The sequence below is a fragment of the Streptomyces nodosus genome (assembly GCF_008704995.1).
In the GTDB taxonomy this organism is placed as follows: Bacteria; Actinomycetota; Actinomycetes; order Streptomycetales; family Streptomycetaceae; genus Streptomyces; species Streptomyces nodosus.
Window position 1 is genome coordinate 5,045,543 of the sequence record NZ_CP023747.1, and the last position, 25,753, is coordinate 5,071,295.

The following is a 25,753-nucleotide window of genomic DNA, read 5'->3' on the forward strand; positions in this document are numbered from 1 at the left end:
GTCAGGGGCTCGTCCCCGGCCGGGGCGCCGTGGTGTCCGGCGGGCGCAGGGTGCCGTAGCCCTCGTCGGAGCCCGCCAGGGCGGTGCGGGGGAGCTTCGGCGGCTCGTAGTTCCGCAGGGACGACGCCCGTGCGTCCGGCCGGACGGCGCCCAGGATCGGGTTCGCGGCGATGGGGGACACCTTGACCCGGGTTCCGGGCCGGGGTGCCTGGACCACCATGCCGTCACCGAGATAGAGGGCCACATGTGTGGCCTCGGGGAAGTAGACCACCAGATCCCCCGGCCGCAGCCGCGCCAGCGGTACGTGCGGCAGCCGGGCCCACTGCTCCTGGCTGGTGCGCGGGATGGAACGCCCGGCACGCTGCCAGGACCGCGAGGTCAGCCCCGAGCAGTCGTACGCCGCCGGGCCCGCCGCGCCCCACTCGTACGGCTTCCCGATCTGGTCCACGGCGTAGCGCAGGGCCCGGTCCCCCTCCGAGGACGGCGCGCCGCCGGTGCCCAGGGCGCCGGACTCCACCAGGCTCTGCTGTGCCGCGGCGGTCCCGCTCTGCTCGGACGAGGCCAGTTCGGCCAGCTGCCCGGGGCTGAGCGAGGCCAACAGCTTCTCGATGCCCTCCAGCTGCCCCCGGACGTCGTCCCGGGCCTGCCGCTGCCGCTCGGACAGGGCGAGTTGTGCGTCGAGGGCCGTGCGCGCCCGGCGGGCCAGCCGGTCGGCCTGTTGCGCGCCGCCCGTCAGTTCCCGGATGCTCTCGGCCCGCTCACGTGCCAACTGCCCGATCAGATGCCCCTGGTCGAACGCCTGCTCGGGATCACGAGCGAGCAGCAGTCCCACATAGGGGGAGAGGTCCGTGCTGTTGCGGTACTGCTGGCGGGCCAGCCGCCCGACCTCGACACGGCTGTCCTGGAGGGCGAGCCGGGCCTTGGCCAGGCGGTCGTCCAGCCGCGCGACCTCGGCCTGCTGCTGCTTCAGCCGCTCGGTGGTGGCGTTGTAGGCCTCGGTGGCCTGCTCGGCCTCCCGGTAGCGCAGCTGAAGGTCCGTCAGAAGCTCCGAGACCGGCCGGGTGTCCGGCTGCCGGGCCGGGGCGGTGCCGGTGCCGGGGTCCGGGGCGGCCGCCGCGGGGGCGGGCACGAGCAGGGTCGAGACGGTCACCGCCGTCGTACCGACCAGACGCAGCCACCTCTCTGACATGTCATCACCTCCCGGTGCGGGGTGGTCCGTCCACCTCGCACCGGAAGGATGGGATGCCTGCGGCCCTCAGAGGTGCCGACTGGCCGGTGTGCCCCCGCGCAGTCACCCGCCGGCGGTGTCCGGACCGCCGCCCGGCGTGGCGTCCGGCCCAGTGCGCGCCTTCGACCACGGCCACCGCAGCCGGCCGCCGCGGTCCCCCTCGGGGTCGTACTCGTACTTCCAGCCCCGGTGGAGACCGAGCCTGCCGCCGGGGTTCGCCTCGACGCGCCGGTAGACGAGGACGGTGGGCGGGCCGCCGGCCGCGTCCGGGACCGGGACGCGGTATGTCTTCGGGGGGTGGCCGGTGGGCCCGAGCAGCACAGGGAGGACGCGCCCGTCCAGGGGGCCGCCCACGAACGGGGTGTCTTGGCTCTTCACGGCACCAGTGTCCCCTTCCCGGGTCCAGCACCCCCGCCGGTGTCCCCCGCGCGCCGCCGTGTCACCGCGGCCGGCCCGCCTCGCCGAGCAGCGGCAGGACATGCCGGATCAGGGCGCCCACCGGTTCCTCCGGACTCTCCCGGGCCAGTGCGTCGCGCACCACGGCGGCGGTCTCCGGGTCGCGTGCCGCGCCCGCCACCAGACACGCCACGAACTGCTCGACCAGCCAGTCCCGCAGTTCGTCCACCGGCGGCTGCTTGTCCTCGTCCAGCCAGATGAGGGAGGCCGCCTCCACCGCGGTGATCCACATCCGCACGGTCATCCGCAGCCGGGTCCCGGGCTCCGTGACGCCGAGGTGGCTGAGGATGTGCTCCGCGGCGGCGCGCCGCACCCCGTCCACGATGGCGCTGGTGCGGGAGGTCTCCACCACGCTGCCGCCCCGCAGCAACGCGCTGAACCCGGTGTCGTGCCGGTCGACGAAGGCGAGATAGCGGTCGAGGGCGCGGCCCAGACGTCGGGTGAGCGGGCCGTCGGCGGGCTCGCTGAAGCACTGTTCGAGCTCCTCGGCCGCAGAGCGCAGGGCGGCCTCGTACAACTGCTGCTTGCCGCCGGGGAAGTAGCGGTACACCAGGGGCCGCGAGACCCCGGCGGCCTCGGCGACCCCGTCCAGCGAGACCTCTTCGGGCGGGCGGTGCGCGAACAGGGACAGCGCGGCGTCGAGCAGCTGGCTCCGCCGCTCCTCGACGCTGAGCCGACGGTAGGCGCGGGTGGAGGCGTCGGAGGTCATGTCCCGCAGCGTAACCGGGCCGCCCCGGAAACGGCCGTGACAGCCTTTCGAAGGCCTACGCCAGCAGCCCGGACGCCTTCCACATCCGCCGGCCCACTCCCCGCAGCACCCCGATGTCGTCGAGGAAGTCGGTGAGTTTCCGCGCGCCCGTCCGCATGACCTCGCGGCGGTGCCCGCTCGCCTTCACCTGGGCCATGGCCTGCCGCTTGTCCAGGCCCACGTCGGTGTAGACCTCGGGGTTGACGAAGGCGACCGAGAACACCCGCGCGAACTCACCGGAGGTGATCCGGGTGAACTCCTGGGACCACCGGGGAGCGGTCAGCATCTGCCGGCGCAACTCCTCGCGGGCGTAGCGGACATGCCGTGCCTCCTCGATCACATGGATACGGGTGACCCCGCGGATCAGCGGCTGCACCCGCTCGTCGGGGAAGGTCAGCCGCTGCATCCAGTCCAGGATCTCCTCGCCGAGGAGCGTGGCCGTGAAGGACCCGGGCGTCGTCGAGATCGTCTTGAAGACCCGGCCCAGGTTCTGGTGGGCCCGGCTCACCGGGTACCAGGGAGTGCCGCCGTGGGCGATCAGCCGGGCGAACATCTTGGAGTGCCGGCACTCGTCCTCGATCTCGGTCAGCGCATAGCGCACATGGGCGCTCGTCGCCGCCTTGTCGTAGACGTGCCGGACCAGCAACTGCATCAGGATGAGCTCGAACCAGATGCCGAGCGAGGCGAGCGCCGCGGCCTCGTGCCGGGAGAGCAGGATCCGCTGCTCCTCGCTCATCCGATTCCACAGCGGCGTGTCGTACAGCGACACCAGCTCCGGCGGCCAGAACCACTTGCCGTCCTCGAAGGGCGCGTCCCAGTCCAGCTCCTTGTCGGGGTCGAACGAGTGCTTGGCGGAGGAGTCGAGCAACCGCTCGGCCACCTGCTCCCGGTCCTTGAGCAGCCCGAGCGCGTCGCGCAGCACCTCGGCTTCCGGCACGGTCGTCGTCATCGCTGTCCCCACCATCTCGTCACCGACCGGTCGTTACCGGTGGTCACATCTTATGAGACTGCTTGTCAGCAAGGACGTCAATCCCCTGTGGCTGCCTTGCTGTCGGGGCCCCGGCCCGGTGAGGGCGCCAGGGACTTGGCCCGCTGCTCGCCCCGGTCGAGCCGCGAAGCGGTATTTCCGCTGGGTACGCTGGTCGTACCTGCCGGACTCCGTCGTAGGGGAGCGTTGATGAGTGCCGCAGCCGAGGGTGAGTGGGAAGGGCGGTACACCTATCCGACGCCCCCTCCGGGCGGTTGGACGGCGGACGACCTCGACCGCATACCCGGTCTCCCGCCGCACACCGAACTGATCGACGGGGGACTGTTCTTCAGCAGTCCGCAGGCCGACTTCCACCGGGCGGCCCTTCATCTGCTGGAGAACGCCCTGACGGAGGCGGCGCCGGACGTCTTCCAGGTCGTCCGTGGGGCGGCGGTCAGACTCGGCGGGCGTGACCGCCCGGAGCCGGATCTGATGGTGGTGGCGCACGATGCGCGGACCGGACCGGGAGGGACCTGGTACTACCCCAGCGATGTCGTGCTGACGGTCGAAGTCGTCTCCGAGGACTCCGAGTGGCGTGATCGTGAGATCAAGCCGAGGAAGTACGCGGGGGCCCGTATCCGCCGGTACTGGCGGGTGGAGAAGAACGGCGCACAGCCCGTGGTGTGCGTCTATGAACTCGACCCGGCGACCCGCTCGTACACGATCACCGGCATTCACCACCACCGGCTCGAGCTGGCCGAGCCGTTTCCCGTCGACATCGACCTCACGGCGGTCAGGCGTCGGCCATAAGTTGCGGACTAGTCAGGCGGTTCACCCCCCGAAAGCCCCGTCTCGGCAGGGGGGCCGGACCAACGCCCCTTGGCGGCACCCGACTTCAGCACCTCCTCCATCACCGCCCGGGCGATCGGCGCCGCGTCCCCGCCCCCGCTGATCTCGTCACGGGGGCGGGACGCGTCCTCCACCACCACGGCCACCGCCACCGCCGGCAGCGCCGCGTCGTCCGCCCGCGCCCAGGAGATGAACCAGGCATACGGGTTGTTGGCGTTGCCGACGCCGTTCTGGGCGGTGCCGGTCTTGCCGCCGACCGTGGCACCGGGGATCGCCGCGTTCCGGCCCGTCCCCTCCGTCACCACGTCCTCCATCATCTCCCGCAACTGCGCGGCCGTCGCCGGGGACATCGCCTGGTGCAGGGTGCGCGGGGCGGTCGTGGAGACCGTCACCCCCGCCGCCGTCGTCGTCCGCTCCACCAGATACGGGGTGTGCACCGAGCCGTCGCCCGCCACCGCCGCCGCGACCATCGCCATCTGCAACGGTGTCGCCCGGGTGTCGAACTGCCCGATGGAGGACAGCGCCAGCTGCGCCCGGTCCAGCGACCGCCCGAAGGTGCTCGGCGCCACCCCGAACGGGACCTTCAGCTTCGGGTCGTTGAAGCCGAATCGTTCCGCCGTGTCCGCCATGGTGCGCAGCCCCACGTCCACACCCAGCTTCGCGAACACGGTGTTGCAGGACCATGCGAAGGCGTACCGCAGGGAGGCGTCCGCGCAGCCGTCGACCTCATTGGTGAGCAGGCTCGTCGAGCCGGGCAGCCGATAGGGGTCCGGCGACGAGGTCTGCTCGTCCGGTCCGGACACCACCCCCGCGTCCAGCGCCGCCGCGGCCGTGACCACCTTGAACGTCGAGCCGGGCGGATAGGTCTGCCGGACCGCCCGGTTGAGCATCGGCTGTGCCGCGTCCCCGTTCAGCCGCTCCCACGCCCGGGTGACGGACGCCCCGGTCCCGGACAGCTCCGCGGGGTCGTACGACGGGGTCGACACCAGTGCCAGGATCCGCCCGGTGGACGGCTCGATCGCGGCCACCGCGCCCGCCCGCCCGGACAGTTGCCGGTACGCCGCGCGCTGCGCCGCCCCGTCGAGGGTGGTGACCACCCGGCCACCGCGGCTGCGGCTCCGGGTGAGGTCGTGCCACAGCGGGAGCGGCGCCAGCGCCGGGTCGGTGCCGGCGAGCAGCGCGTCCTGGGCGCTCTCCAGCAGCGTCGTCCCGTACACCTGCGAGGAGAATCCGGTGACGGGCGCGAACAGCGGACCGTCCGTGTAGGTGCGCGCATAGCGGAACATCCCCCCGGTGTCCCGGGAGCCGGTCACCGTGCGCCCGTCGATCACGATGTCGCCGCGCGGGCCGCCGTACCGGGCGATGGACTGCCGGTGGTTGGCGGGGTTGTCGTCATAGCGGGCGGACTCGAAGATCTGCACCCGGGTGGCGTTCGCCAGCAGGGCGACCAGCAGCAGCGCGCACAGGGCCGCCGCCCGGCGGATGGCGGGGGTCCCGCCGGGCCGGGCGAGATCGAGACGCGGGGGGATGCTCATGGCGTCCGGCTCCCCTCACCCTGACCGCGGGCCGAGTCGCTGATCCGGATCAGCAGCGCCACGATGATCCAGTTGGTGACGACCGACGATCCGCCCTGGGCCAGAAAGGGCATCGCCATCCCGGTGAGCGGGATCAGCCCCGTCACCCCGCCCGCGATCACAAAGACCTGGAGCGCGACGATCGACGCCAGGCCGACGGCCAGCAGCCGCCCGAACGGATCGCTCAGCCCGAGGCCCGCCCGATAGCCGCGCTCCACCAGCAGGGCGTAGACCAGGAAGATCGCCGACAGACCCGCGAGGCCCAGCTCCTCGCCCGCCGTCGCCAGAATGAAGTCGGACTTGGCGGCGAACCCGATCAGCACCGAGTGGCCGAGCCCGAGCCCGGTGCCCAGCGCGCCACCGGCCGCGAAGGCGAACAGGGACTGGGCGAGCTGATTGGCGCCGAGCCCCGCTTCGATCGACGCGAAGGGATGCAGCCAGTCCGTGACCCTGGCGTGCACATGCGGCTCCAGCCGGCCCACGGCGAGCGCCCCGAGCGCGGCCAGCAGCAGTCCGACGGCCACCCATCCGGTGCGGCCCGTGGCCACATACAGCAGCACCACGAACAGCCCGAAGAACAGCAGCGAGGTCCCGAGATCACGTTCGAGCACCAGCACCCCGACGCTGAACAGCCAGATCGTCACGACCGGGCCGAGGACCCGACCGGTGGGCACCTGGAGCCGCCACACCCGGCGGCCCATGAACGACAGCGCATGCCGGTTGGCCGCCAGATACCCGGCGAAGAACACCGCGAGCAGCACCTTGGCGAACTCGCTCGGCTGGAGGGAGAACCCGGCGATCTTCAGCCAGATCCGGGCGCCGTTCACCGCCGGGAAGAAGATCGGCAGGATCAGCAGGACGAGGGCGGCGACCACACAGAGATAGGTGTAGCGCTGGAGCACCCGGTGGTGGCGGAGCAGCAGCACCACGACGATGAAGAGCGCCACGCCGACCGTCGACCAGTACAGCTGGGCGGTGGCCGCCGGATCGCCCGGGGTCTCCAGGTCCAGACGGTAGATCAGCACCAGGCCCATCCCGTTGAGCAGGACGGCGATCGGCAGCAGCAGGGGGTCGGCGTCCGGGGCGCGCAGCCGCACCGCGAGATGCGCCAGCAGGGCGAGCATGCCGAGACCGGCGCCGTACCGTACGGCGCCGGGCGGTACGGCGCCGGATTTCGCGAGCCCGACGGCGCAGTAGCCGTACACGGAGATCAGGACCGCCAGGACGATGAGGGCGAACTCCATGCCGCGGCGCCGGGGCGGGCGCGCCGCCGGCTCCGGGTTCTCCGCCTCGACCCCGGGACCTGAGGCGCCCGGCGCGCCGGGTGTTCCTGGTCTGCCGGGCTTACCGGGTGTTCCTGGCGTTCCGGGATGGAGCATGTGCGGAACGTAGCAAGCGGTGACCGTGATGTCCCGTTATGCCGGTGCAATCGGCCGTGGGCGCCCCGGCTCGTCGGCCGTGCGGTCAGGCTGTGCTGCGGCATGCTCCGGCTCACCCGGCCCGTGCGGTCAGCTCGTGTCGCTGCCCGCTGTTGGTCCGTCGGCCCGTGCGGTCGGTCCGTGTCGTCGTACGCCCTTGGTCCGTTGGCCCGTGGTCAGCTCGTGTTGCTGCCCGTTCTTGGTCCGTCGGCCCGTGTGGTCGGTCCGTGTCGCCGCGCGCCCTCGGCCCGCCGGGCGTGCCGTCAGCCCGTGCCGTACCCCGAGGCTTCCGGCGGGGGCAGCGTCAGCGTGGCCAGCGCACCGCCGCCCGGGGCGTCGGCGAACTCCAGCCGGGCACCGAGCGCCTCCGCCTGTCCCCGCGCGATCGTCAGTCCGAGCCCGTGGCCCTTCCCGCCGCTCTCGGTACGGAAGCGCTGCGGCCCGTGCGCCAGCAGATACTCCGGATAGCCGTCCCCGTGGTCCCGTACGGAGATCCGCGCGCCGTCGACCGTGAGCACCACCGGGCCCCGCCCGTGCCGGTGCGCGTTCGCCACCAGATTGCCCAGCACCCGCTCCAGGCGGCGCCGGTCGGTCTCCACCCGCGCATCGCGCACGACCCGTACCTGGGCCGCCGTGCCGGAGACCCGCACCACCCGCCGGACCAGCGGCGCGAGCTGCTCGGTGTCCAGCTCCAGCCGTTCGGTCCCGGTCTCCAGGCGGGAGATCTCCAGCAGATCCTCGGTGAGCGTCCGCAGGGTGGCCACCCGGTCTCGCACCAGCTCGGTCGGCCGCCCGGGAGGCAGCAGCTCGGCCGCCGCGTGCAGCCCGGTCAACGGGGTGCGCAGCTCATGCGCCACATCCGCGGTGAACCGCTGCTCGCTCAGCAGCTTGGCCTGCAAGGTGGCGGCCATCGTGTCCAGGGCGCCGGACACCGCCGCCACCTCGTCCTGGGGGTGCCTCGGGTCCTTGCTCCGCGGGTCGTCCACCCGCGCGTCCAGATCGCCCGCGCTGATCCGCCGGGCGACCTGCGCGGTGGCCTGGAGCCGCCGGGTCACACGGGTCACCGCGAACACCCCGACGAACAGCGTCAGACCGATCGCCAGCGCCGAGGACCACAGGATCGCCCGGTCGAGGGCGGCGATGATACGGGCGCCCGAGGCGTAGTCGACCTGCACGGCCAGCGCCCGGCCCCCGGCGGCCGGTCCCGCCGCCCACATCGTGGGCTCCGGGTCGCCGGTGCCGACCATCGTGCCGCGGTGCCCGCCCGCCGCCATGGTCCGCAGCCGGGCCGGCAGCCCCGGCAGGTCGACGCCCGCACGGGGCGGCAGCCGGGTGCCCGCCTCGTACGCCCGCGCCGCCGTGGTGAGCCGGGTGAGCGCCCGGGACCGGGCCTCTCCCACGGTCCGGTCGGTCACCTGCACATGGACGAGCACCCCCAGCAGGGCGGCCAGACCGCAGCACATCACCGCGATGAAGGCGGCCGCCTTCCAGGTCAGGGCCGCGGTCCACTGGGGCAGACGCCCCAGGGCGCGCCCCGTGGGGCTCACCGGATGCTCCTCGTCAGGACGGGCGGGACCGGACCGCTCGTCGGTGGGCTGCTCGCCCGCAGGATCTCGTCCCGGGTCGCGAGTATCGCGTGCTGGTGCGGATCCCAGCTCCACACCGTGCGGAACGCATAGCCCGGCATCGCCGACGGGGAGCGGATGATCACATCCCGGCCCGCCAGCTCCACGCTGATGACGCTGTCCGAGGCGCCCATGATCTGCACCAGCCGACCGTGCTCCACGGTGTAGACGCGCACCGCCAGCTGATTGCCGGGGAAGCGGATGCCGAGCACCATGTCGTCCTTCCCGTCCCCGGTGAGATCCCGGTAGTACGCCCGCAGCAGCGGGCACTGCCGCCCCTGCGCGCCCTGTCGGCCGCAGTCACGGAGCTGCTCGCGGGTCCGGGAGTAGGCCGCGCGCGGGCCCGCGTACGCGTCCGGGTGCGCGGCCACCTCGGCGCGCACGGCGTCCAGCGGATCCACCCGGTGGATGTCGCCCTCCGCGGGGGCGATGCCCTTCACCGTCTCGGTGTTCGCCACCCCGTAGTCGATGGCGGGCGTGGACGCGGGCGGCAGCTCGGGCCACAGCTGCACCGGGCCGACGGCGGTGGCGGTGGGGCCCGCGCTCCTCAGGGCGCCGGAGTCGCCGCAGCCCGCCAGGAGCAGAGCGGTGGCGGCGAGACCGAGGGCTGCGCACACGCGGCGGCTGGGGAACACGGAACACGTCCTTCTTGGTCACCTGAGGGCCGGTTGCTCACTCTATGACCGGTCGGCGACCTCACTCCGTGAGTTCCTCCAGAAGACGGGCCGTGTCCAGACCGGCCCGCAGATAGTCGACGAACAACTCGTTGTGCAGGGCCCAGGGCCCGCGCCGGGCGCGGATCATCCCGATCGCGTCGTCGGCGCTGTGACCGGCCCGCACCAAGGCGTGCGCGATGACAAGACCGGAGCGGTTGTACCCGTGGTAACAGCGGACCAGGACCCGGCGCCCGTCCTCCAGGGCGTCGTCGGCGGCCTGTGCCAGCCGCATCACCCCGGCGATCTCGGTCCCGTCCAGCGGCCCGTCCGGTATGGGCCACACATGGTGCTCCACTCCCTGGTCCGGCCCGTGCCCGGGCAGCCGCAACAAGGTCAGCACCAGATCGAACTCGTCCCGTACCACGGCGAACTCCAGTGCTCCGGAGCGCGCCGCGAACTGATGACCGCCCATCCACAGACCGGGCACGATCTCGCTCCACGGACTGTCCGGCGCGGGAACATCGGGCTGCATTCTGCGGGTCCGCAACGGTGCCTCCCACCGACTCCCCAACTGCTCACCAAGGTAGCCGGGTTCTTGCCGCGAGAGCACCCCGCCTGTTCCCATGGTCGAGGGGTGATGGTGCATGAGCGGACTGCGCGTCATACCGACCCGGCGGCACGGGCAGGAACGCCTGTACGTATGCCGCACCGACGGGAGGAACGTCGCCTGGTACGACCGTGAGGCGGGCCGGGTCAACCTTCTCAGCGAGGACCTGCGGCAGGACGTGCTCCATGCGCTCGGCCCGTTTCTGACGGGACCGGTGGCCGTGGGACCGCCGCCCGTGCCCACCCCCGCGGAACTGGCCAGGCTCGCCCTGCACCCGGACGACGATCTGGCGCCGAACCGCCCCGGCGAGGCCCTGCTGATCGCCCTGGACCGCGATCCGGGCCCCGCGCACCGGCTCCGCCCGGACCCCAGGCGCCGGGCGCTCGACGCCGAGCAGACGGTCGGCCGGGCCCTCGACCGGCTGGAGGGCGCGGGCTGGCGCACCCTGCACTCGGTGCCGCTGCCCGGCGGCGACCGCCTCCACCACCTGACCATCGGCCCCGGCGGCCTCTTCGCGCTGCACACCCTCCACGCCCGCGGGCAGCGGGTCCTCGTCGCCGATCCGACGGTGACGGTGGGCCGCCAGGAGGGGCAGCCGCTGCTCCGCCGGCTCCGCGCCGACGCGGACCGGGCGTCCTACGCGCTGACCGCGGAGGTCCGGCCGGTCCTGGTCCTGGTGGAGCCCGGCCGGGTGGAGATCACCACCGCGCCCCGGAAGGTCCGCGTCCTGCGCGACACGGAACTCCCCGCCCTCGCCCGCCTGGGCGGCGCGCTGAAACCGGCCGACGCGGAGGCGCTGCACGCGATGGCGCGGGACCGGAACACTTGGGCGGGGGTGTGAGCTTTACTCGGGGCAGCGGCAGCCGACGCCGAGTGGCCTAACGTCCTGCCGTGTCCTGCCGTGTCCTGCTCAGGGTGGCGGTAGCGGTGCCGCGTGCGCCGGGTCGAGCAACGGGGCCAGCAGATCGCCGTACGCCTGGAGGCGGGCCGCCATGTCCGGGGCGCGCAGGACAAGGCCCTCGGGGGAGGCGAGGTCTGCCACCTCCTGCCAGGTCACGGGCGCCGACACGGTGGGTTCCGCCCGGGCACGCAGCGTGTAGGGCGCGGCCGTGGTCTTGCGGGCCGCGTTCTGGCTCCAGTCCACGAACACCTTCCCGGGCCGCAGGCTCCGCGTCATCCGGTGCACCACCAGCCGGGGCATGGCCTGCTCCGCCTCCACGGCCAGCCGCTTGGCGTACTCCGTCGTCCGCCGCGACGGCGTCCGCTCCACCGCCGCCAGCAGATGCAGCCCCTTCGATCCGGACGTCTTGGCATGGGTCTCGATCCCGTCCGCCGCGAGCCGCCCCCGCAGCCACAGGGCTACCTCACAGCACTCGACGACGGTCGCCGGAGACCCCGGGTCGAGGTCGAAGACCAGCCGGTCCGCCTCCTCGGGCGCGTCGACCCGCCACTGCGGGGTGTGGAACTCGGTGACCAGGTTGGCCGCCCATATCAGCGCGGCCAGATCCTGGATCACCACCATGCGGGTCGGACCGTCCGAGTGGGGCACCTTCGCCGTCGTCACCCATTCGGGCGTACCCGGCGGCACATTCTTGCTGAAGAACACCTGACCGTCCGGCCCGTCCGGATAGCGCAGAAAGGACACCGGGCGGTCATGGAGGTGGGGCAGCAGGGCGTCGGCGGTGGTCGCGTAGTAGTGCAGCAGCTCACCCTTGGTGAAGCCGGTCGCCGGATGGACGACCTTCTCCAGATTGCTGAGCGCGACCCGCCGCCCCTCCACCTCTGTGATCGGCGACATACGATGAGAATCGCACGAAATCACATGAAAACAGCAACAAATCTCCCCCTCCGTCTGCTATCCGCTCATAAACCCGCCCCCATGGAAAGGCGCGGAACGTGCGATCCATCTGGAACGGCGCCATCTCGTTCGGCCTGGTCAGCATTCCGGTCAAGCTGATGAACGCCACCGAGAACCACTCGATCTCCTTCCGCCAGATCCATCTGGAGGACGACGGCCGGATCCGGTACCGCAAGTTCTGCGAGCTGGAGGACCGTGAGGTCGCCCAGGCGGAGATCGGCAAGGGATACCAGGACGCGGACGGCACGATCATCCCCGTCACGGACGAGGACCTGGCGAAACTCCCGCTGCCGACCGCCCGGACGATCGAGATCCTGGCCTTCGTACCGGAGGACCGGATCGATCCGCTCCAACTGGACAACGCGTACTACCTCTCCGCGAACGGCCTTCCTGCCAACAAGCCGTACGCGCTCCTGCGGGAGGCCCTGAGGCGCAGCGGAAAGGTGGCCGTCGCCAAATACGCGCTGCGGGGCAGGGAACGGCTCGGGATGCTGAGGGCGGCCGACGAAGTGATCACCATGCACGGCCTGCTCTGGCCCGACGAGATCCGGGCACCCGAGGGCGTGGCCCCGGACCGCAAGGTCACCGTCCGCGAGAAGGAGCTGGACCTCGCGGACGCCTTGATGGACACCCTGGGCGACGTGGACCTGGACGACCTCCACGACGACTACCGCACGGCGCTGGAGGAGCTGATCACCGCGAAGGCGGAGGGCAAACACCTCGAACCGGTGGCCGAACCCGAGGGCGGCAAGGTCCTGGACCTGACGGCGGCCCTGGAGAAGAGCGTCCAGGCGGCACATCGGGCGCGGTCCGCGGGCGGCGAGGAGACCACCGGGGAAGCGGCGGTCCGGCGCCTGACGGAGCGGACGTCGGCGGGTACGACGCCCAAGGAGGTCGGCGGCAAGAAGTCGACGTCCACGGCGAAGAAGGCGACGGGCAGGACGGCGCCGGGCAAGGCGGCGACGGGCAAGGCGGCGACGACCGGGAAGGCCACGTCCGGGAACACAGGCACCCCCAAGGCCCCCGCCAAGAAGACCGCGTCGAAGAAGACAGCCGCCAAGCCGACGTCCACGACGGGGAAGCCCGCCTCGACGACCGCGGCGAAGACGACGAAGGCGACGAAGGCGACCGGCGAGAAGACGACGGCGAAGAAGCCGGCCACGAAGAAGCCGGCGGCGAAAAAGTCCACGGCGTCCAAGCGGACGGCGTGAAGCGAACGCTGTGGGGCGGAACCGTCGCCCTCCGTCGTGCCGCTGGACCGGCCCCTGGGGCAAACCCCCTGGGGCAAACCCCCTGCGGTAAACCCCCTGCGGTAAACCCCCCTGAAAACCCACAGGCTGACCGGATGTCAGCCGGCCCCCGTCCTCCCTGAAGCTGCTGTGCATGAAGCAGACCACTCACAGGACAACCGCCTGGATCGGCGCCTCCGCCGTCCTCCTCGGCCTTGCCGCCCCACTGACCCTGGCCGCCCCCGCATCCGCGACCGCTCCGGGCTCCGCCCTCCACTGGACCGAGTGCAGGACCGGCGCGCCCGGTCCACGGCAGCAGTGCGCCACCGTCAAGGTCCCTCTGGACTACGCCGCCCCCGCCGGCCAGAAGATCGACATCGTCGTCTCCCGCGTCCGGGCCGAGAAACCGGCGGCTCGCCGCGGCGCACTGCTGCTGATCCCCGGCGGGCCGGGAAACACCAGCCTCGACGACACCTCCGGCAAGGGGCAGCGGCTGCCGCAGGAGGTCCGCGACGCCTATGACCTGATCGGGTTCGCACCGCGCGGGCTCGCGCCCTCCACCTCCGTCGACTGCGGCCTGGACCACGGCGACCTCGCCGTCTCGAAACTACGGCCCTGGCCGGCCGCCGACGGCTCCATCACGGAGAACATGGTCACCGCACAGCGGGTGGCCGATGCCTGCACACAGAATGGTGGTGAGCTGATGCGGCACATCAGCACCGTCGACGAGGCCCGCGACATCGACCGCATCCGCGGCGCGCTCGGCCAGGACCGGCTCTCCGCCTGGGGCGTGTCGTACGGGACCTATGTAGGCGCCGTCTACAGCCAGTTGTTCCCGCATCGCACCGACCGCGTGGTGCTGGACAGCAACGACGACCCCGACCCCACCCGGGTCTCACGCGCCTGGCTCGCCGGATACGAGACGGGTGTCGAGGACACCTTCCCCGAGTTCGCCGCCTGGGCCGCCGCGCCCGGCAACCCGGACCGGCTCGCCGAGACCGCGGCCGAGGTACGTCCCCTGTTCCTACGGCTCGCCGCACAGCTGGACCGCCGTCCGATCCCCTGGCTGGACGCCAACCCCGAGGTACTCGACGGCAATGTGCTGCGCCAGACCATGCTGGACAGCTTCTACGCGCCCGGTACCCGCTTCCCGGCCCTGGCGAAGCTGATGCGGGCCGCACTGGACGGCACGGTGCCTCCGGCGCCCGCGGCGCCGCCGGAGGACGTACAGCAGAACATCACCGCGGTGAGCATCGCGACCCTCTGCAACGACGTGGCCTGGCCCTCCTCCGCCTCCGCCTACCGCACGGCCGTCGCCGAGAGCCGCAAGGAGCACCCCCTCACCGCCGGAATGCCCCGCAACGCGATCGTGTGCGCCGCCTGGCCCCACCCGCCGCGGCAGGCCCCCGTACGGATCACCGACCGCGGACCTTCGAACGTCCTGCTCATACAGAACGCCCGCGATGTCGCCACTCCACTCAGCGGCGCCCTCAAGCTCCGTACTGCCCTCGGCCGGCGCGCCGTCCTGGTCACCGTGAACTCCACCGGCCACAACGCCTACCTCGCCAACGGCAACGCCTGCGGCGACCGAACCGTCTCCCACTTCCTGTCCACCGGCCAACGCCCCACCCGGGACACCTACTGCGCCTAGGACATGGGGCATGGCCCTGCTCGCCCTGCTCGACGAAGCCGTGGCCGCAGTCAGGCAACCCCGGTACTGGAGGACGCCACCCAAGGCTGGACCGACGATCTCCGACGAGAAGCCCAGGAGGAGATCTCGGCCAGCCGCCCCGCACTACGCAGGCACGGCCCCACGACGGCACGGAACCTGTGGCCCCACGCGGACGAACTGTTGGAGCCGGTACCTGCAGGCTTCTCTCATGGGAACGATGCTCAGTTTTCGTACAAACTCAGGTGGAGCACGACATAGCTGTGGTGCTCGCGTCCGTGCGGTGACCGAACAGTCGACACGAGAACCTCAGCTGTGATCCGGTGATTCGCATAGGCGCCCAGCAGACTGGGGACCTCGTGATCCACACGCGCGGTGATCACACCTTGGTCGGTCGTCTCGATCTCCACCGTCCTTCGGAGCATGCTGCCTCCGACGAGCATGCCCACCAGCAGTTCCTGCCGTTCCTCGGGCTGCGCTGCACGCAATGCGTCCCGGCACCGCTGGGCGCTGCCGGTCCCGAGGCGAGAGGCGCGCACACCGCTGTACGGCGAACTCCAGGTCAGGCTGATGTCCGCGCCCGAATCGGCGAGTACCTCCGTCAATTCGGCAAGACGGTTGAACACCCGCCCTCCCAGCGGCAGGGCGGTTTCGATGACCGCGTCGACGGCTCCAGGACCCGCTTCCGCCCGGTCGGTGATGTCGAGAACGGTCCCCATGGCACGGTCCAGCAGAGACTCTGTCGACGCCACCTCCGGTAGCGGCAGCTCGTCATCGTCGGCTGGCGCCTCCTCCAGGACCATCCCGTAGGAAGAGGGGAATGTCGCCGCCGCGTAGAGGCGTGTCGCCTTTCGGACGGCCTGCGGAAGCGGACCGTAATCGTGTGTGGGGCGGCTCTCGTCGAGAGCGTGGGCAATGGTCGTCACGGTTTCCTGGAAGGAGACCAGCCAATGTCCGAGGACGGACGACTCCACATGATGTTCTCTGACAGGGGTCCCCTCGAGAGCCAGCCGGAGTGACCGCCGGGCCGGCCCGGCTTCAGCGCGGCCGGTCGAGAGACCTACAGCCTTCTGTAGTTTGCGTCGCTGGGCTGCGGCGAGTTCGTCCGCCGACCGAACCGGCTCGTGACCAGGAGTCTTGCCCCGGTTGGCCCGCATCCAGGCTCTCAAGGCCTCCTTGTCCGAGGGGTCCGGCAGGTTCTGCGGCGTGTTCACGGCAGCACCTCCACGTATCCTCGCCGTGCTCCGTCGGGGATGCCCCTCTGTCCGCTCCTGCAGCGCTGCCAGATCTCGTCGTAGAGCCCGAGGTCTTCGAAGACCTTGCGGTCACCGGGCGCCATGGCCCCGGTCACCCCGAGCGCGCGGAAGTCCTCCGTCTCAGGGAGACGCAGCACATACGCATCGACCCGCATGCCATGGCGGACACACCAGTCCCTCGTACCCAGATTGTCAAGGTCGTCAACGGTGTCGGGGTCCGTGATCGCCCGGGTGTACGCATCCGGTGGTATGAGGTAGGTGACATCGATGTCCTCCGGGTCCAGTTTGCAGCTGACAAAGCTTCCCGCGAGCCACAGCCGGCCCACCGCGCCGGTGGCGAGCTCCACCATGGCGAAATGGGTCCGTAGCTCCTGCAGAAGGCCGGGGCGGCTGGACGAACCCTCGAAACACGCTGCCTTCACCAGTTCCGACTCGACCTCGTCCCAGGTCATCGGAAACCTGCCCGGCGGAGGGCACTCCGTGGTGGGGTCGAACGCAGGTAACGGTGGCATGAGGTCCTCTGCTTGGTGATGAACGCAGAGTCAACCTATTGGATCTCTCGGTCACAGAAGGGTCGAATGTGCAAACTTCCGCCAGTGGTCAACCGAGGGTGACGACCGCCCAGGCCGTCTTGCCGGACGGCGGCCTGAGCGTGCTGGCGTTGATCTGCGTCTGCGGGACAGCGAGGGAAGACCCAGGGACGAGGTCGGCATGCTCGACGTCTATCTGCCGTCACTTGCTCACGACCATGACCTCAGCCGCTTCCGGGTCGCCGACGGCGACGGCTACTGCGACATGGTCTGCGATCTGACCGATTTCATCAGCGGACTTGGGGAGTGACGGTGGCGGCTCCCTGCATGGACCCGCCCCGAGCGGATCGGCTTCTTCGCCAGGTGATCGGCGCAGACGGCCGGAGCAGTCCTCCAGTGGTCAAGTCGGAGGTCAAACCCACCGAAGCCGCCACTGACACCCCGGACCCCCCTTAGATTTGCGGAGCATCGATAGCACAACCACAGCAGGACGGAAAGTTCATGAGTGGCCTCACCGAGGCGAGCCTCAAGCGGCTGGCCGGTACCCGTTCCTTCGAACGCGGCCTCGGGTACCTCGACGCCGTGGCCGGGGTCGACGTCGGTGACGGCTGGGTCACCGCGAGCGTCCACGGTACGGAACGCTACGAGGTGGAGCTGACCCTGGACGGCCCCGGCGGGCCGGCCGGCGAGTGCGACTGCCCGTACGGCCTGGAGGGCAACTTCTGCAAGCATCTGGTCGCCCTCGGCCTGACGGTGCTCGCCCGGCGGGAGAGCCTGCCGCGGCAGCGGAAGGCGGCCCGGAAGCGCGCTCAAGACCTCGACGAGTGGCTGTCCGCCCTGCCCAAGGACGAGTTGCTCGCACTGCTGAAGGAACAGATCGACGAGGACCGGCAGTTGCGGCGGCGCCTGGAACTGCGGGCCGCGAGCGCCCGCGGGGACCTTGCCGTGGTCCGGTCCCGTATCCGCGATCTGCTCGACATCGGGCCCTTCGCGCAGTACGGGTACGTCGAGTACGCGGACGCCCGCGCCTACGCAGCCCAGGCCGGGCAGGCGGTGTCTGCGATCAGGGAGCTGACCGGCACCGGCCGGGCCGACGACGCGATCACCCTGGCCCGGGATGCGATGACACTGCTGGCCGAAGTGGTGGAGAGCGTCGACGACTCCGACGGATGGCTGGGGGAGATCGCTGCCGGCCTCGCCGACGCCCACCTCGACGCCTGCCGTGCGGCACGCCCCGACCCCGAGGAGCTCGCGCGCTGGCTGGTCGGCCATGCGCTCAGCGATATCGACGACGGCCTGACCGGCATCGATCCGCTCGACTACGAGGATGTCCTGGGCGAAGAGGGAATGGCCGTCCTGCGCAAGTCGGCGGTCGAGGCGTGGCAAGGCAACCGACGCGGCTGGGCGGAGAAACACCTGATGGAGCGTGTGGCCAAGGCAGGAGGAGACATCGACGCGGTGATCGCGGTGCACGCGGCCGATCTCTCGCCGAACGGTTATACGCACCTGGTCATCGCCCGCGAGCTGGACACCGCCCGGCGTTCCGACGAGGCCCTGCGCTGGGCGGAACGCGGCATCCGGGAAACCCGGGACCTGTCCGCCGTCGACACCGCCCTCGTCGACTACCTCTGCGAGCGCTACGCGATGACGGACCGGTTCGCCGACGCCGTCGCCGTGCGCCGCGACCACTTCGGTGCCTGCCGCACCCTGGCCGCATACCAGCAACTGCGCGCCGCCGCGCGGGCCGCGGACTGCTGGCCGGCCGAGCGTGCAGGAGCCCTCGCCCTTCTGAGCGCCGACGCGGAGCAGCGGCAACAGGGCTGGTACAGCGGTCCTGTCCTGGTCGACGCCCTGCTGGACGACAAGGACCTCGACACCGCCTGGGGGGCCGCCACCCGAACCGGCGCCCATGACAGACAGTGGCTCACCCTCGCCGACCAGGTCCGTGCCACCCGCCCCGCCGATGCGCTCAGCGTCTACCTGCGCCTGGCCGAGCCACTCACCCAGCAAACCGGCAACACGGTCTACGAGCAGCTTGTCGCCCTGCTCCTCAGCATCCGCGACTGCCACCGCCGCCTGGGTACCGAGGACGAGTTCGCCGTCCACGTCACCACGCTGCGCACCGTCCAGAAGCGCAAGCGAAACCTGATGCGGTTGATGGACGAACGCGGTCTGTGATCCGGTTCGACCGCCTGCCCGGGCTCCAGCCGCGTAGCGCGGGCAGGGCGCGAGGGAAGCGTGAGCCGGGCGGGTCTCCGGGATGCCGTCGGTCGGTGCGGCAAGACGGCCCGGTGCTCGGTTCAATGCTCCTCGGGAGGCCCGGCAGGCCTCTCCAGGGGCTCGTGACCGCTTCCTGGGCGCGGGCGCTGCCACAGCTGCGCCCGCGCCACCAGCGTCTACGGGGCGATATTCCGGTAGTTCCGGTGGGGGGCCACGACGAACCTACTGACATACGCACAGCGCAGGAGGAGATGTACGTAACGTCCGCCGTCAACACGGCACCGCCCCGAATCCGCCTACAAACCCGTCAGACAGTGAAACGGTCGGGATCCGCGGCCTTCCAGTCCGCTGCCCAGGACTCGGGCGGCTCGATCAGCAGCTGCCCAGGGGTCAGCCAGTCGTAGAGCTCCGCGTAGGAGCGGACGGTGACCGGGTCCACGCGCCGACGCAGCATGCTCGGGCGCAGTTCGGCGGGGTCACTCACGCCCAGCGAAGCGATGATCTGCTGTGCGCTCTTCACCGTGCCGGACTGGAAGCGATGGACCCGGGCCGACTTGTCGTCGACGTCCAACGCACGTGCCCGGCGCGGGTCCTGTGTGGCGACGCCGGCGGGGCAGGTGTTGGTGTGGCAGCTCTGCGCCTGGATGCATCCGATCGCGAACATCATGGCGCGTGCCGCGTTGGTGAAGTCGGCGCCCTGCAGCATGCGCTTGACGACGTCGGCCCCGGTGGCCACCTTGCCACTGGCCCCGATCTTGATCCGGTCCCGCAGGCCGGCGCCGACCAGGGCGTTGTGGACGGTGATCAGCCCCTCGGTGAGCGGACTGCCCAGGTGGTCGGCGAACTCCAGCGGGGCGGCTCCGGTACCGCCCTCCGCTCCGTCGACGATGATGAAGTCCGGCGCGGTGCCCTCGTCGAGCATGGCCTTGCACACCGCCAGGAACTCCCGCCGGGACCCCACACACAGCTTGAATCCGACCGGCTTGCCACCGGACAGCTCGCGCATTTCGGCGATGAACCGGATCAGTTCCCGGGGCGTGTCGAAGACCTGGTGATAAGGAGGCGAGATGACCGTCTTCCCCTCGGGAACCTCACGTACCCGGGCTATCTCCGCGGTGACCTTCTCCCCGGGCAGCACCCCTCCGATACCGGGCTTGGCTCCCTGAGAAAGCTTCAAAGACACACATTTCACGTTCTCGCGAGCGGCCTTCTCGGCGAACCGCGCACGATCGAAACCGCCGTCCGGGGTGCGGCAACCGAAATACGCGGTGCCGATCTCCCACACCAGGTCACCACCGTGGCGCAGGTGGTACTCCGACATGCCGCCCTCACCGGTGTCGTGGGCGAAGCCTCCGAGGGCGGCCCCCCGGTTCAGGGCGAGGATGGCGTTGGCGGACAGCGAACCGAAGCTCATGGCCGAGACGTTGAGCAAGGCCATGTCGTACGGCTTGGTGCAGTCCGGGCCACCGATACGGACCCGGGGCTGCTCCGTCGGTACCGGGCGCGGCCGCATGGACGACTCGAAGTATTCGTAGCCTTCGGCATAGACGTTCCGCTCGGTACCGAACGCGATCTCTGCCTCGGTCCCCTTGGCGCGCTGGTAGACAAGGCTGCGCACATCCCGGTCGAACGGACGGCCATCGGTATTACGCTCGATGAAATACTGCTGCAATTCCGGTCGGATCGACTCCAGCATGAAGCGGATATGCCCCAGCACCGGATAATTTCGCAAGACGGAATGACGCTTCTGCAGCAGGTCATAAATACCGACCCCGGCTATCCCCGCGCACAACACGGCGGCCAACCACCACCAAGGCGACACGGCCAATGCCGAGACACCGAAGGCAATGGCGAGAGCTCCGATGAAAACAATCACTGCAATTCTGATCACGCGGGGGAACCTACAGCCTCCCGAGCGCACGTCACAATGTTCGAAGGGTGCGACATTCGACTCATGCCATGCCGATCGTCCGGCCCGGTCCGCCTGCCACCGGTGCGCGCCCTCCCCATGTCCCGGACCTCACCTGCGGTGATGCCCCAAGATCCCGTCCATGCCTCGTCCTCGGCCCCGACATGCGTCCACTTCGCCCGGCGTACGGTCACACAAACACGAAGCCCCCGCACTCAGCGCTTCCGCCGACCACGGGGTCATTGGGCGCCAGGTGGGCTGTCTGCCGGCTTTGGTGGTCTTGGGTGCCCCTTGGTCCTCGGGCAGACACCCGACCGAATCACAAGAGTAAGCCTGGGGAAAAGAAATATCTAAAGAAGGGGTAAATGATCTATGCGGATAGTCATCGTCATGTAATAGATTTAGTAGGGCGAAGTGGCAACGACAACACTCAAGCCAACTGTCGTCCGGACCCGCTTCGACAATGCTGTGCTTATCCGGTACCCCCTGAAGGCGCTCAAGGCGGGGCGCGGTCAAAACCCGCATACCGGAAAACTCCATGTGAACGCCCACTCGGAGGGTGTTCTGTGATGTTTCGTCGGATTTCAGGTTGAGTGGGTGCCTGCGGCGTCGGCCGTGGTGGGGTGAAAAGGCCGGGCTCGGGTTCGGTGAGGATGCCGCGGCTGACCAGGCGTTTCAGCTTGGCGCGGAGGTTCTCGACGTGGCGCGGCTCCAGCCCGGTGCCGCGCGGGGTGCCGTCCTCGGCGGCCAGTTCCAGCATGGTCTCCTGGGCGATCTCCAGCCGCTCCAGTACTACGGCGCCTTGCGCCCGGCTGAGGCCGTCGGCCTCACCAGTGCGGACCTGAAGCTGCCCCGGGTCGGGTGGGGGACAGCACTGCTGAACCGGACGCGCCCCAGCGTCGGCAAGCAGTGGACCGATTCCCTGGGGCATCGGCTTGGCTCCCGCAGATTCGCAGCTCTCCCCGGGGCCCAGCGTCAGGAGGGGGGCGATATTGCCCCCACTGGGGCAAAAGGTTAGCCTGCCCTAAGCTACAAAGGTGATCCCGGGGTTGAGGATGTCGATGGTCTCAGTGCAGTTGGGCGCGCGTCAGAGCGGTCCGTCCGTGCCGACGGATCCAGTGGGGGACGCGCGACTGGCCGACCTCCGACCCGGGATGAGCGGCCAGGTGACCGACATCGACGAGTCGGTCGAGCCGAGCACCGCGCGACGACTGTTCGACCTGGGGTTCGCCCCCGGCGCGGAGGTCACCGTGCTGCGGAAGGCGCCGCTCGGCGACCCCGTCGTCTTCCAGGTCGTGGAGTACGAGGTGGCACTGCGCAAAGAGCAGGCCGCCGGCATCCGTGTACGGCGCACCGCATGAGCGCGCACTGCGGTCCGGTGGCCCAGACGGTCACCGGCAACAACCGCCTGGCCCTGGTCGGCAGCCCCAACTCGGGCAAGAGCACACTCTTCAACGCCCTGACCGGCCTGCGGACCAAGACCGGGAACTACCCCGGAGTGACCGTCGCGCGCTATGAGGGTCTGGCGCGCGTCGGCGGGCACGAGGTGGTCATCGAGGATCTGCCCGGCACCTACAGCCTCGACCCGATCAGCCCGGACGAGCAGGTCGTCGCCGATGCGCTCGACCCGGACAACCCGGGCATCGGCACACCCGACGGGATTCTCGTCACGATCGACGCGACGACGCTCCGTCGTTCCCTCGGGCTGCTGGCCCAGGTCATGCAGACCGGCCTGCCGATCTGCGTGGTGCTCACCTTCCGCGACGAACTGGCCCGCCGCGGCGGCACCCTCGACGTCCCGGCCCTCCGCCGTGCACTCGGCGTGCCGGTCGTCGCGGTGACGAGCGGGTCACGCAACGACCTGGCGCAGTTGCGGTCCATGCTGCTCGACCGGACCGCATGGGAGCGGCCGGTCGTCCCGCCGCCCACCGACCCCTCGCAGAGACGGGCCTGGGTGGAGTCGCTGCTGCAGAGCGCGGACTACCAGGTACCCGAGGTCGATCACCGCACGCGGCGCATCGACGCCGTGCTGCTGCACCCGCTGTGGGGCACGCTCATCTTCTTCGCGACCATGTTCGCCTTCTTCCAGATCATCTTCACCGTCGCGACACCGCTGCAGGACGCGGTACAGAGCCTCTTCGACTGGCTCGGCACACTGGTCACCGAATACGTCTCGAACCCGTTGCTCTCCGGCTTCCTCGGCAACGCCCTGATCGGCGGTCTGGGCAGCGTGGTGGTCTTCCTGCCGCAGATCGCCCTGCTGTTCCTCATGATCTCGCTGCTGGAGGGCAGCGGCTACCTCTCCCGTGCGGCATTCCTGATGGACCGGCTCATGTCCAAGGCCGGGCTGGAGGGCCGCGCGTTCGTCGCCCTGCTCTCCTCCCTCGCCTGTGCCATCCCCGGCATCATGGCCACCCGCTCCCTGCCGTCGGCCAAGGACCGCTTCGCGACCATGATGGGCGCGCCGCTGATGACCTGCTCGGCGCGCCTGACGGTCTATGTGCTGCTGACCGGCCTGCTGGTGAGCCCGGGTACCAGCGTCGGTCCCTTCGGCGCCCAGGGCATCGTCATGTTCGCCCTGTACCTCGTCGGCGCGCTCTCGGCCATGGCGACAGCCTGGGTCTTCAAACGGTTCAGCAGTCGGGGCGGGCCGGTGCTGCCGTTCTACATGGAGATGCCGTCCTACCGGCTGCCGCGGCCGCGGTCGGTGGCCGAGGCCATGTGGAGCGCCTGCAAGGGCTTCCTGCACAAGGTCGGCCGGATCATCCTCCTTGTCACCGTCGTGATGTGGCTGCTGCTCAGCCTGCCCATGCACAGTGATGCGCAACTGCGCTCCGCCGGAGTCGACCCGGCCGACCGGACCGCGGTCTCGGCCTATGAGGTCGACCACAGCTACGCCGCCGACATCGGTCACGCCATCGAACCCGTCTTCGAACCCCTCGGGTTCGACTGGCGGATCAACATCGGCGTGCTGGGATCGCTGTCCGCCCGAGAGGTGTTCGTCGCCACCCTCGGCCAGGTCGCCGCCGCCCAGAACCCCGACCAGCCGGCCGAAACCCTGGCACACATGACCTACACCGACGGCCCGCACCAGGGAGAGAAGCTCTTCACCCCGGCCACGACGGCCGCCTTGCTCGTCTTCTTCCTCTACGCACTGCAGTGCATGTCGACCGTCGGGGTCATGCGCCGTGAGACCGGCTCGTGGAGATGGCCCGCGGTCGCCTTCGGCTATATGTTCGTGCTGGCCTGGACCATGGCCTTCCTGACGCACACCGTCGTAGGACTGCTGGCATGAGCGTCATCCCCATGCACCCCGAGGCCACGACTGACCCGCAGGCCATCCGCTGGGTGATCCCCGCTGGCACACTGCCGGTCGTCGGAGAGATCGCCGACGCACCGGACGAGCTCGGGACAATGCTCCACTCCGAAGACGTCGCCTCCATCGAGGTGGAGACAGGGGCCGTGGTGATCCGGCTTGCCGACGGCCGGAGCTGGTCCGGCACAGGAGCGCGGGTGCGCGACGCGCTCAGCGCCGCACTGCAGCATCCTCAGTGCTGGCGGCCGGCCGACGTGGTCACCGAGGACGACATGTTGCGCGCCGCACTGCAGGACGTCCTGGACGGATCCGTCGGTGACTACATCCGCTCCCACGGCGGCGAAGTGACGATTGTGTCCGCCCACGACCGGCACGCGGAGGTGCGGATGGCGGGCACCTGCACGCACTGCCCGGCTGCCGGGTTCACTCTCCACTCCCGCCTCGAGTCGGAACTGCGTGCACGGTTCCCCGATCTGGTCGAGGTGCGGGCCACGGAGGAGCCCGGCAAGGTGGCAAGGCGCACATGGCTCACGCTGCGCCGCCGCAGCGCGTGACGGCCGACCAGTGCGAAAGCCCGGAATCCGCAGGCGGGGACATCCTCGTCAAGGCAATCACCCGGGCCCGTACCCGAGGCGGCACCTGAGTCCGCGGGCCGCAGAGGTGCCTACGCCTTTCGCAACGTCGGCTGTAGAAGCTCAGTGACCATCGTGCCGATGCGCTGTCGGCCCGATCTCGGGGTCGTACCAGTCTGGGAGTTCCGCGGTAGCGCGCACCTCAAGGCGCATGACTGCTCGCACATGTCCTTGCTGCGCGGTGAGCGATTTCAAGAGTTCAATGACGCGGTTGAGTCTTTCCTGACACGTAGGTGAGTCCGGCTCGCCTGCCACCTCCATCAGGTGCCTGTAGGCGGTCGTGAGCTGTGCGTTCACCCGGCTCTCGATCTGCAGCACCGCGTCACTTGCCATCAACTGGGCTTCAGCCCGGGTGTCCCGTTGAGCACGTCTCGCGGTATTGACTTCCGCTGCTTCCGCGTCGACTGACCCCGACTTGAGAGCGTGGGCGTAGGCCAGCATGGCGTCTCTGTAGTAGCGATCATTTGCGTTCAACTGAACGTAGCAGCTACGGAGTTGATCGATCTTGCGCTGATCCTCAGCAGCCTGCTGTTCCGCGATCCGGACCCGTTCTCCCCGCTCCGACCTTCGCGACTCGGCGCGCTGGGTGAGGACTTGAGTGATCACTGCCGAAGCCAGCGTGCCGAAGACGCCGACGCTCGCGACGATCACAGAGATGGTCCCACCAGACATCTCCACCCCCTGGCACTCACCTGAGTTCCCCCGACGAGCAGACAATAGCTAAGGGACCTGCACGGGTCGGCCCAATCGCTGGTTCTCACTGAGGGAGCCGACACCTACGTGGCGTCGCCGACGGCTCTCTTCGTGCACGGTGCCTGCTGCCCGGCCCTCGGCCTGTCCAGGGGTCTTGCCGTTTGCCGGGTCTGACCTGGGCAGATGCTTCAAGATCCTGTCCACGAACAGTCCACGGGCCCGGGTCGTGTCCCCTCTCGTGGTGTAGGGGTCAACCTGGAAATCGGCAGGTCGCGCCGGGCCGTTTGTGACCTGCGGGATTCTCTGGTTGGAC

General features: G+C 70.1%; 24 protein-coding genes. 9 read left to right on the forward strand and 15 right to left on the reverse strand.

The window, feature by feature from the left end; translation table 11 throughout:
* Window position 1: 1 nt before the first annotated feature.
* The 4 genes from CP978_RS22855 to CP978_RS22870 all read right to left on the reverse strand — a co-directional run bounded on the left by CP978_RS22855 (window position 2) and on the right by CP978_RS22870 (window position 3,381).
* Window positions 2–1,189: a C40 family peptidase gene (locus CP978_RS22855; protein ID WP_043443834.1), complete on the reverse strand. Its 1,188-nt coding sequence runs from the start codon at window positions 1,187–1,189 to the stop codon at window positions 2–4.
* Between the two features lie 102 nt (window positions 1,190–1,291).
* Window positions 1,292–1,606 carry a hypothetical protein gene (locus CP978_RS22860; protein ID WP_043443837.1) on the reverse strand — a complete coding sequence of 105 codons (315 nt, stop codon included), beginning with the start codon at window positions 1,604–1,606 and terminating at the stop codon, window positions 1,292–1,294.
* Window positions 1,607–1,667: 61 nt separating this feature from the next.
* Complete coding sequence (locus CP978_RS22865) at window positions 1,668–2,393, reverse strand: TetR/AcrR family transcriptional regulator (protein ID WP_043443840.1); 726 nt, start codon at window positions 2,391–2,393, stop codon at window positions 1,668–1,670.
* A gap of 55 nt (window positions 2,394–2,448) precedes the next feature.
* On the reverse strand, window positions 2,449–3,381 hold the full coding sequence (locus tag CP978_RS22870; RefSeq protein ID WP_043443842.1) for an AurF N-oxygenase family protein: 933 nt from the start codon (window positions 3,379–3,381) through the stop codon (window positions 2,449–2,451).
* Between the two features lie 228 nt (window positions 3,382–3,609).
* On the opposite strand from CP978_RS22870, the gene CP978_RS22875 reads away from it, so the two are divergent.
* Entirely contained in the window at window positions 3,610–4,209 is a 600-nt protein-coding gene (locus CP978_RS22875) for a Uma2 family endonuclease (RefSeq protein WP_043443843.1), read from the forward strand.
* A gap of 8 nt (window positions 4,210–4,217) precedes the next feature.
* Here CP978_RS22875 and CP978_RS22880 read toward each other — a convergent pair whose 3' ends face one another.
* From CP978_RS22880 to CP978_RS22900, 5 genes are all read right to left on the reverse strand, one after another.
* Window positions 4,218–5,783 (reverse strand): penicillin-binding transpeptidase domain-containing protein, encoded by a 1,566-nt coding sequence (locus tag CP978_RS22880; protein WP_052454244.1) that lies wholly within the window; start codon window positions 5,781–5,783, stop codon window positions 4,218–4,220.
* Entirely contained in the window at window positions 5,780–7,201 is a 1,422-nt protein-coding gene (locus CP978_RS22885) for an FtsW/RodA/SpoVE family cell cycle protein (RefSeq protein WP_079162269.1), read from the reverse strand. The genes CP978_RS22880 and CP978_RS22885 overlap by 4 nt, the downstream gene beginning before the upstream one ends.
* A gap of 302 nt (window positions 7,202–7,503) precedes the next feature.
* Window positions 7,504–8,703: a sensor histidine kinase gene (locus CP978_RS22890; RefSeq protein WP_079162551.1), complete on the reverse strand. Its 1,200-nt coding sequence runs from the start codon at window positions 8,701–8,703 to the stop codon at window positions 7,504–7,506.
* 80 nt (window positions 8,704–8,783) lie between these two features.
* Window positions 8,784–9,500 carry a hypothetical protein gene (locus tag CP978_RS22895; protein WP_063839074.1) on the reverse strand — a complete coding sequence of 239 codons (717 nt, stop codon included), beginning with the start codon at window positions 9,498–9,500 and terminating at the stop codon, window positions 8,784–8,786.
* A gap of 61 nt (window positions 9,501–9,561) precedes the next feature.
* Window positions 9,562–10,068, reverse strand: a complete 507-nt coding sequence (locus tag CP978_RS22900; RefSeq protein WP_043443845.1) for a protein-tyrosine phosphatase family protein — start codon at window positions 10,066–10,068, stop codon at window positions 9,562–9,564.
* Window positions 10,069–10,165: 97 nt separating this feature from the next.
* Between CP978_RS22900 and CP978_RS22905 the strand changes: the two genes are divergently transcribed.
* A complete protein-coding gene (locus CP978_RS22905; protein ID WP_043443847.1) occupies window positions 10,166–10,969 on the forward strand; it encodes an NERD domain-containing protein in 804 nt (267 codons plus the stop codon).
* 69 nt (window positions 10,970–11,038) lie between these two features.
* Here the strand turns inward: CP978_RS22905 and ligD are convergent, their stop codons facing one another.
* Window positions 11,039–11,926 (reverse strand): non-homologous end-joining DNA ligase, encoded by an 888-nt coding sequence (gene ligD, locus CP978_RS22910; protein ID WP_043443850.1) that lies wholly within the window; start codon window positions 11,924–11,926, stop codon window positions 11,039–11,041.
* 98 nt (window positions 11,927–12,024) lie between these two features.
* Between ligD and ku the strand changes: the two genes are divergently transcribed.
* Together ku and CP978_RS22920 are read left to right on the forward strand one after the other, a co-directional pair.
* Entirely contained in the window at window positions 12,025–13,197 is a 1,173-nt protein-coding gene (gene ku / locus CP978_RS22915; RefSeq protein ID WP_043443852.1) for a non-homologous end joining protein Ku, read from the forward strand.
* Window positions 13,198–13,369: 172 nt separating this feature from the next.
* Entirely contained in the window at window positions 13,370–14,866 is a 1,497-nt protein-coding gene (locus CP978_RS22920) for an alpha/beta hydrolase (protein ID WP_043443854.1), read from the forward strand.
* Window positions 14,867–15,108: 242 nt separating this feature from the next.
* On the opposite strand, the gene CP978_RS22925 is transcribed toward CP978_RS22920, so the two are convergent.
* Both CP978_RS22925 and CP978_RS22930 read right to left on the reverse strand, forming a co-directional pair.
* On the reverse strand, window positions 15,109–16,098 hold the full coding sequence (locus CP978_RS22925) for a hypothetical protein (RefSeq protein ID WP_144401478.1): 990 nt from the start codon (window positions 16,096–16,098) through the stop codon (window positions 15,109–15,111).
* A complete protein-coding gene (locus CP978_RS22930; protein ID WP_376697953.1) occupies window positions 16,095–16,652 on the reverse strand; it encodes a DUF6932 family protein in 558 nt (185 codons plus the stop codon). Before CP978_RS22930 ends, CP978_RS22925 begins: the two co-directional genes overlap by 4 nt.
* Window positions 16,653–16,851: 199 nt before the next feature.
* On the opposite strand from CP978_RS22930, the gene CP978_RS36125 reads away from it, so the two are divergent.
* Together CP978_RS36125 and CP978_RS22935 are read left to right on the forward strand one after the other, a co-directional pair.
* Window positions 16,852–16,980 carry a hypothetical protein gene (locus tag CP978_RS36125; RefSeq protein ID WP_260421129.1) on the forward strand — a complete coding sequence of 43 codons (129 nt, stop codon included), beginning with the start codon at window positions 16,852–16,854 and terminating at the stop codon, window positions 16,978–16,980.
* A 191-nt stretch (window positions 16,981–17,171) separates the two neighbouring features.
* Window positions 17,172–18,848, forward strand: coding sequence for an SWIM zinc finger family protein (locus CP978_RS22935; RefSeq protein WP_043443858.1), 1,677 nt, complete (start codon window positions 17,172–17,174; stop codon window positions 18,846–18,848).
* A 349-nt stretch (window positions 18,849–19,197) separates the two neighbouring features.
* On the opposite strand, the gene CP978_RS22940 is transcribed toward CP978_RS22935, so the two are convergent.
* Together CP978_RS22940 and CP978_RS35285 are read right to left on the reverse strand one after the other, a co-directional pair.
* On the reverse strand, window positions 19,198–20,781 hold the full coding sequence (locus CP978_RS22940; RefSeq protein ID WP_043443860.1) for an FMN-binding glutamate synthase family protein: 1,584 nt from the start codon (window positions 20,779–20,781) through the stop codon (window positions 19,198–19,200).
* A gap of 514 nt (window positions 20,782–21,295) precedes the next feature.
* The gene (locus CP978_RS35285; RefSeq protein ID WP_174498594.1) at window positions 21,296–21,730 is read right to left on the reverse strand and encodes a hypothetical protein; all 435 of its coding nucleotides are present in this window, start codon (window positions 21,728–21,730) and stop codon (window positions 21,296–21,298) included.
* 130 nt (window positions 21,731–21,860) lie between these two features.
* Here CP978_RS35285 and CP978_RS35290 point away from each other — a divergent pair, with 130 nt between their 5' ends.
* The 3 genes from CP978_RS35290 to CP978_RS22960 are packed head-to-tail and all read left to right on the forward strand — an operon-like array spanning window position 21,861 to window position 24,669.
* Window positions 21,861–22,160, forward strand: coding sequence for a FeoA family protein (locus CP978_RS35290; RefSeq protein WP_079162270.1), 300 nt, complete (start codon window positions 21,861–21,863; stop codon window positions 22,158–22,160).
* A complete protein-coding gene (feoB, locus tag CP978_RS22955) occupies window positions 22,157–24,094 on the forward strand; it encodes a ferrous iron transporter B (protein WP_043443865.1) in 1,938 nt (645 codons plus the stop codon). Before CP978_RS35290 ends, feoB begins: the two co-directional genes overlap by 4 nt.
* Window positions 24,091–24,669, forward strand: coding sequence for a NifU family protein (locus tag CP978_RS22960; protein ID WP_063839075.1), 579 nt, complete (start codon window positions 24,091–24,093; stop codon window positions 24,667–24,669). The genes feoB and CP978_RS22960 overlap by 4 nt, the downstream gene beginning before the upstream one ends.
* A gap of 141 nt (window positions 24,670–24,810) precedes the next feature.
* Here CP978_RS22960 and CP978_RS22970 read toward each other — a convergent pair whose 3' ends face one another.
* Window positions 24,811–25,398, reverse strand: a complete 588-nt coding sequence (locus tag CP978_RS22970; protein WP_158508342.1) for a hypothetical protein — start codon at window positions 25,396–25,398, stop codon at window positions 24,811–24,813.
* Window positions 25,399–25,753 lie beyond the last annotated feature (355 nt).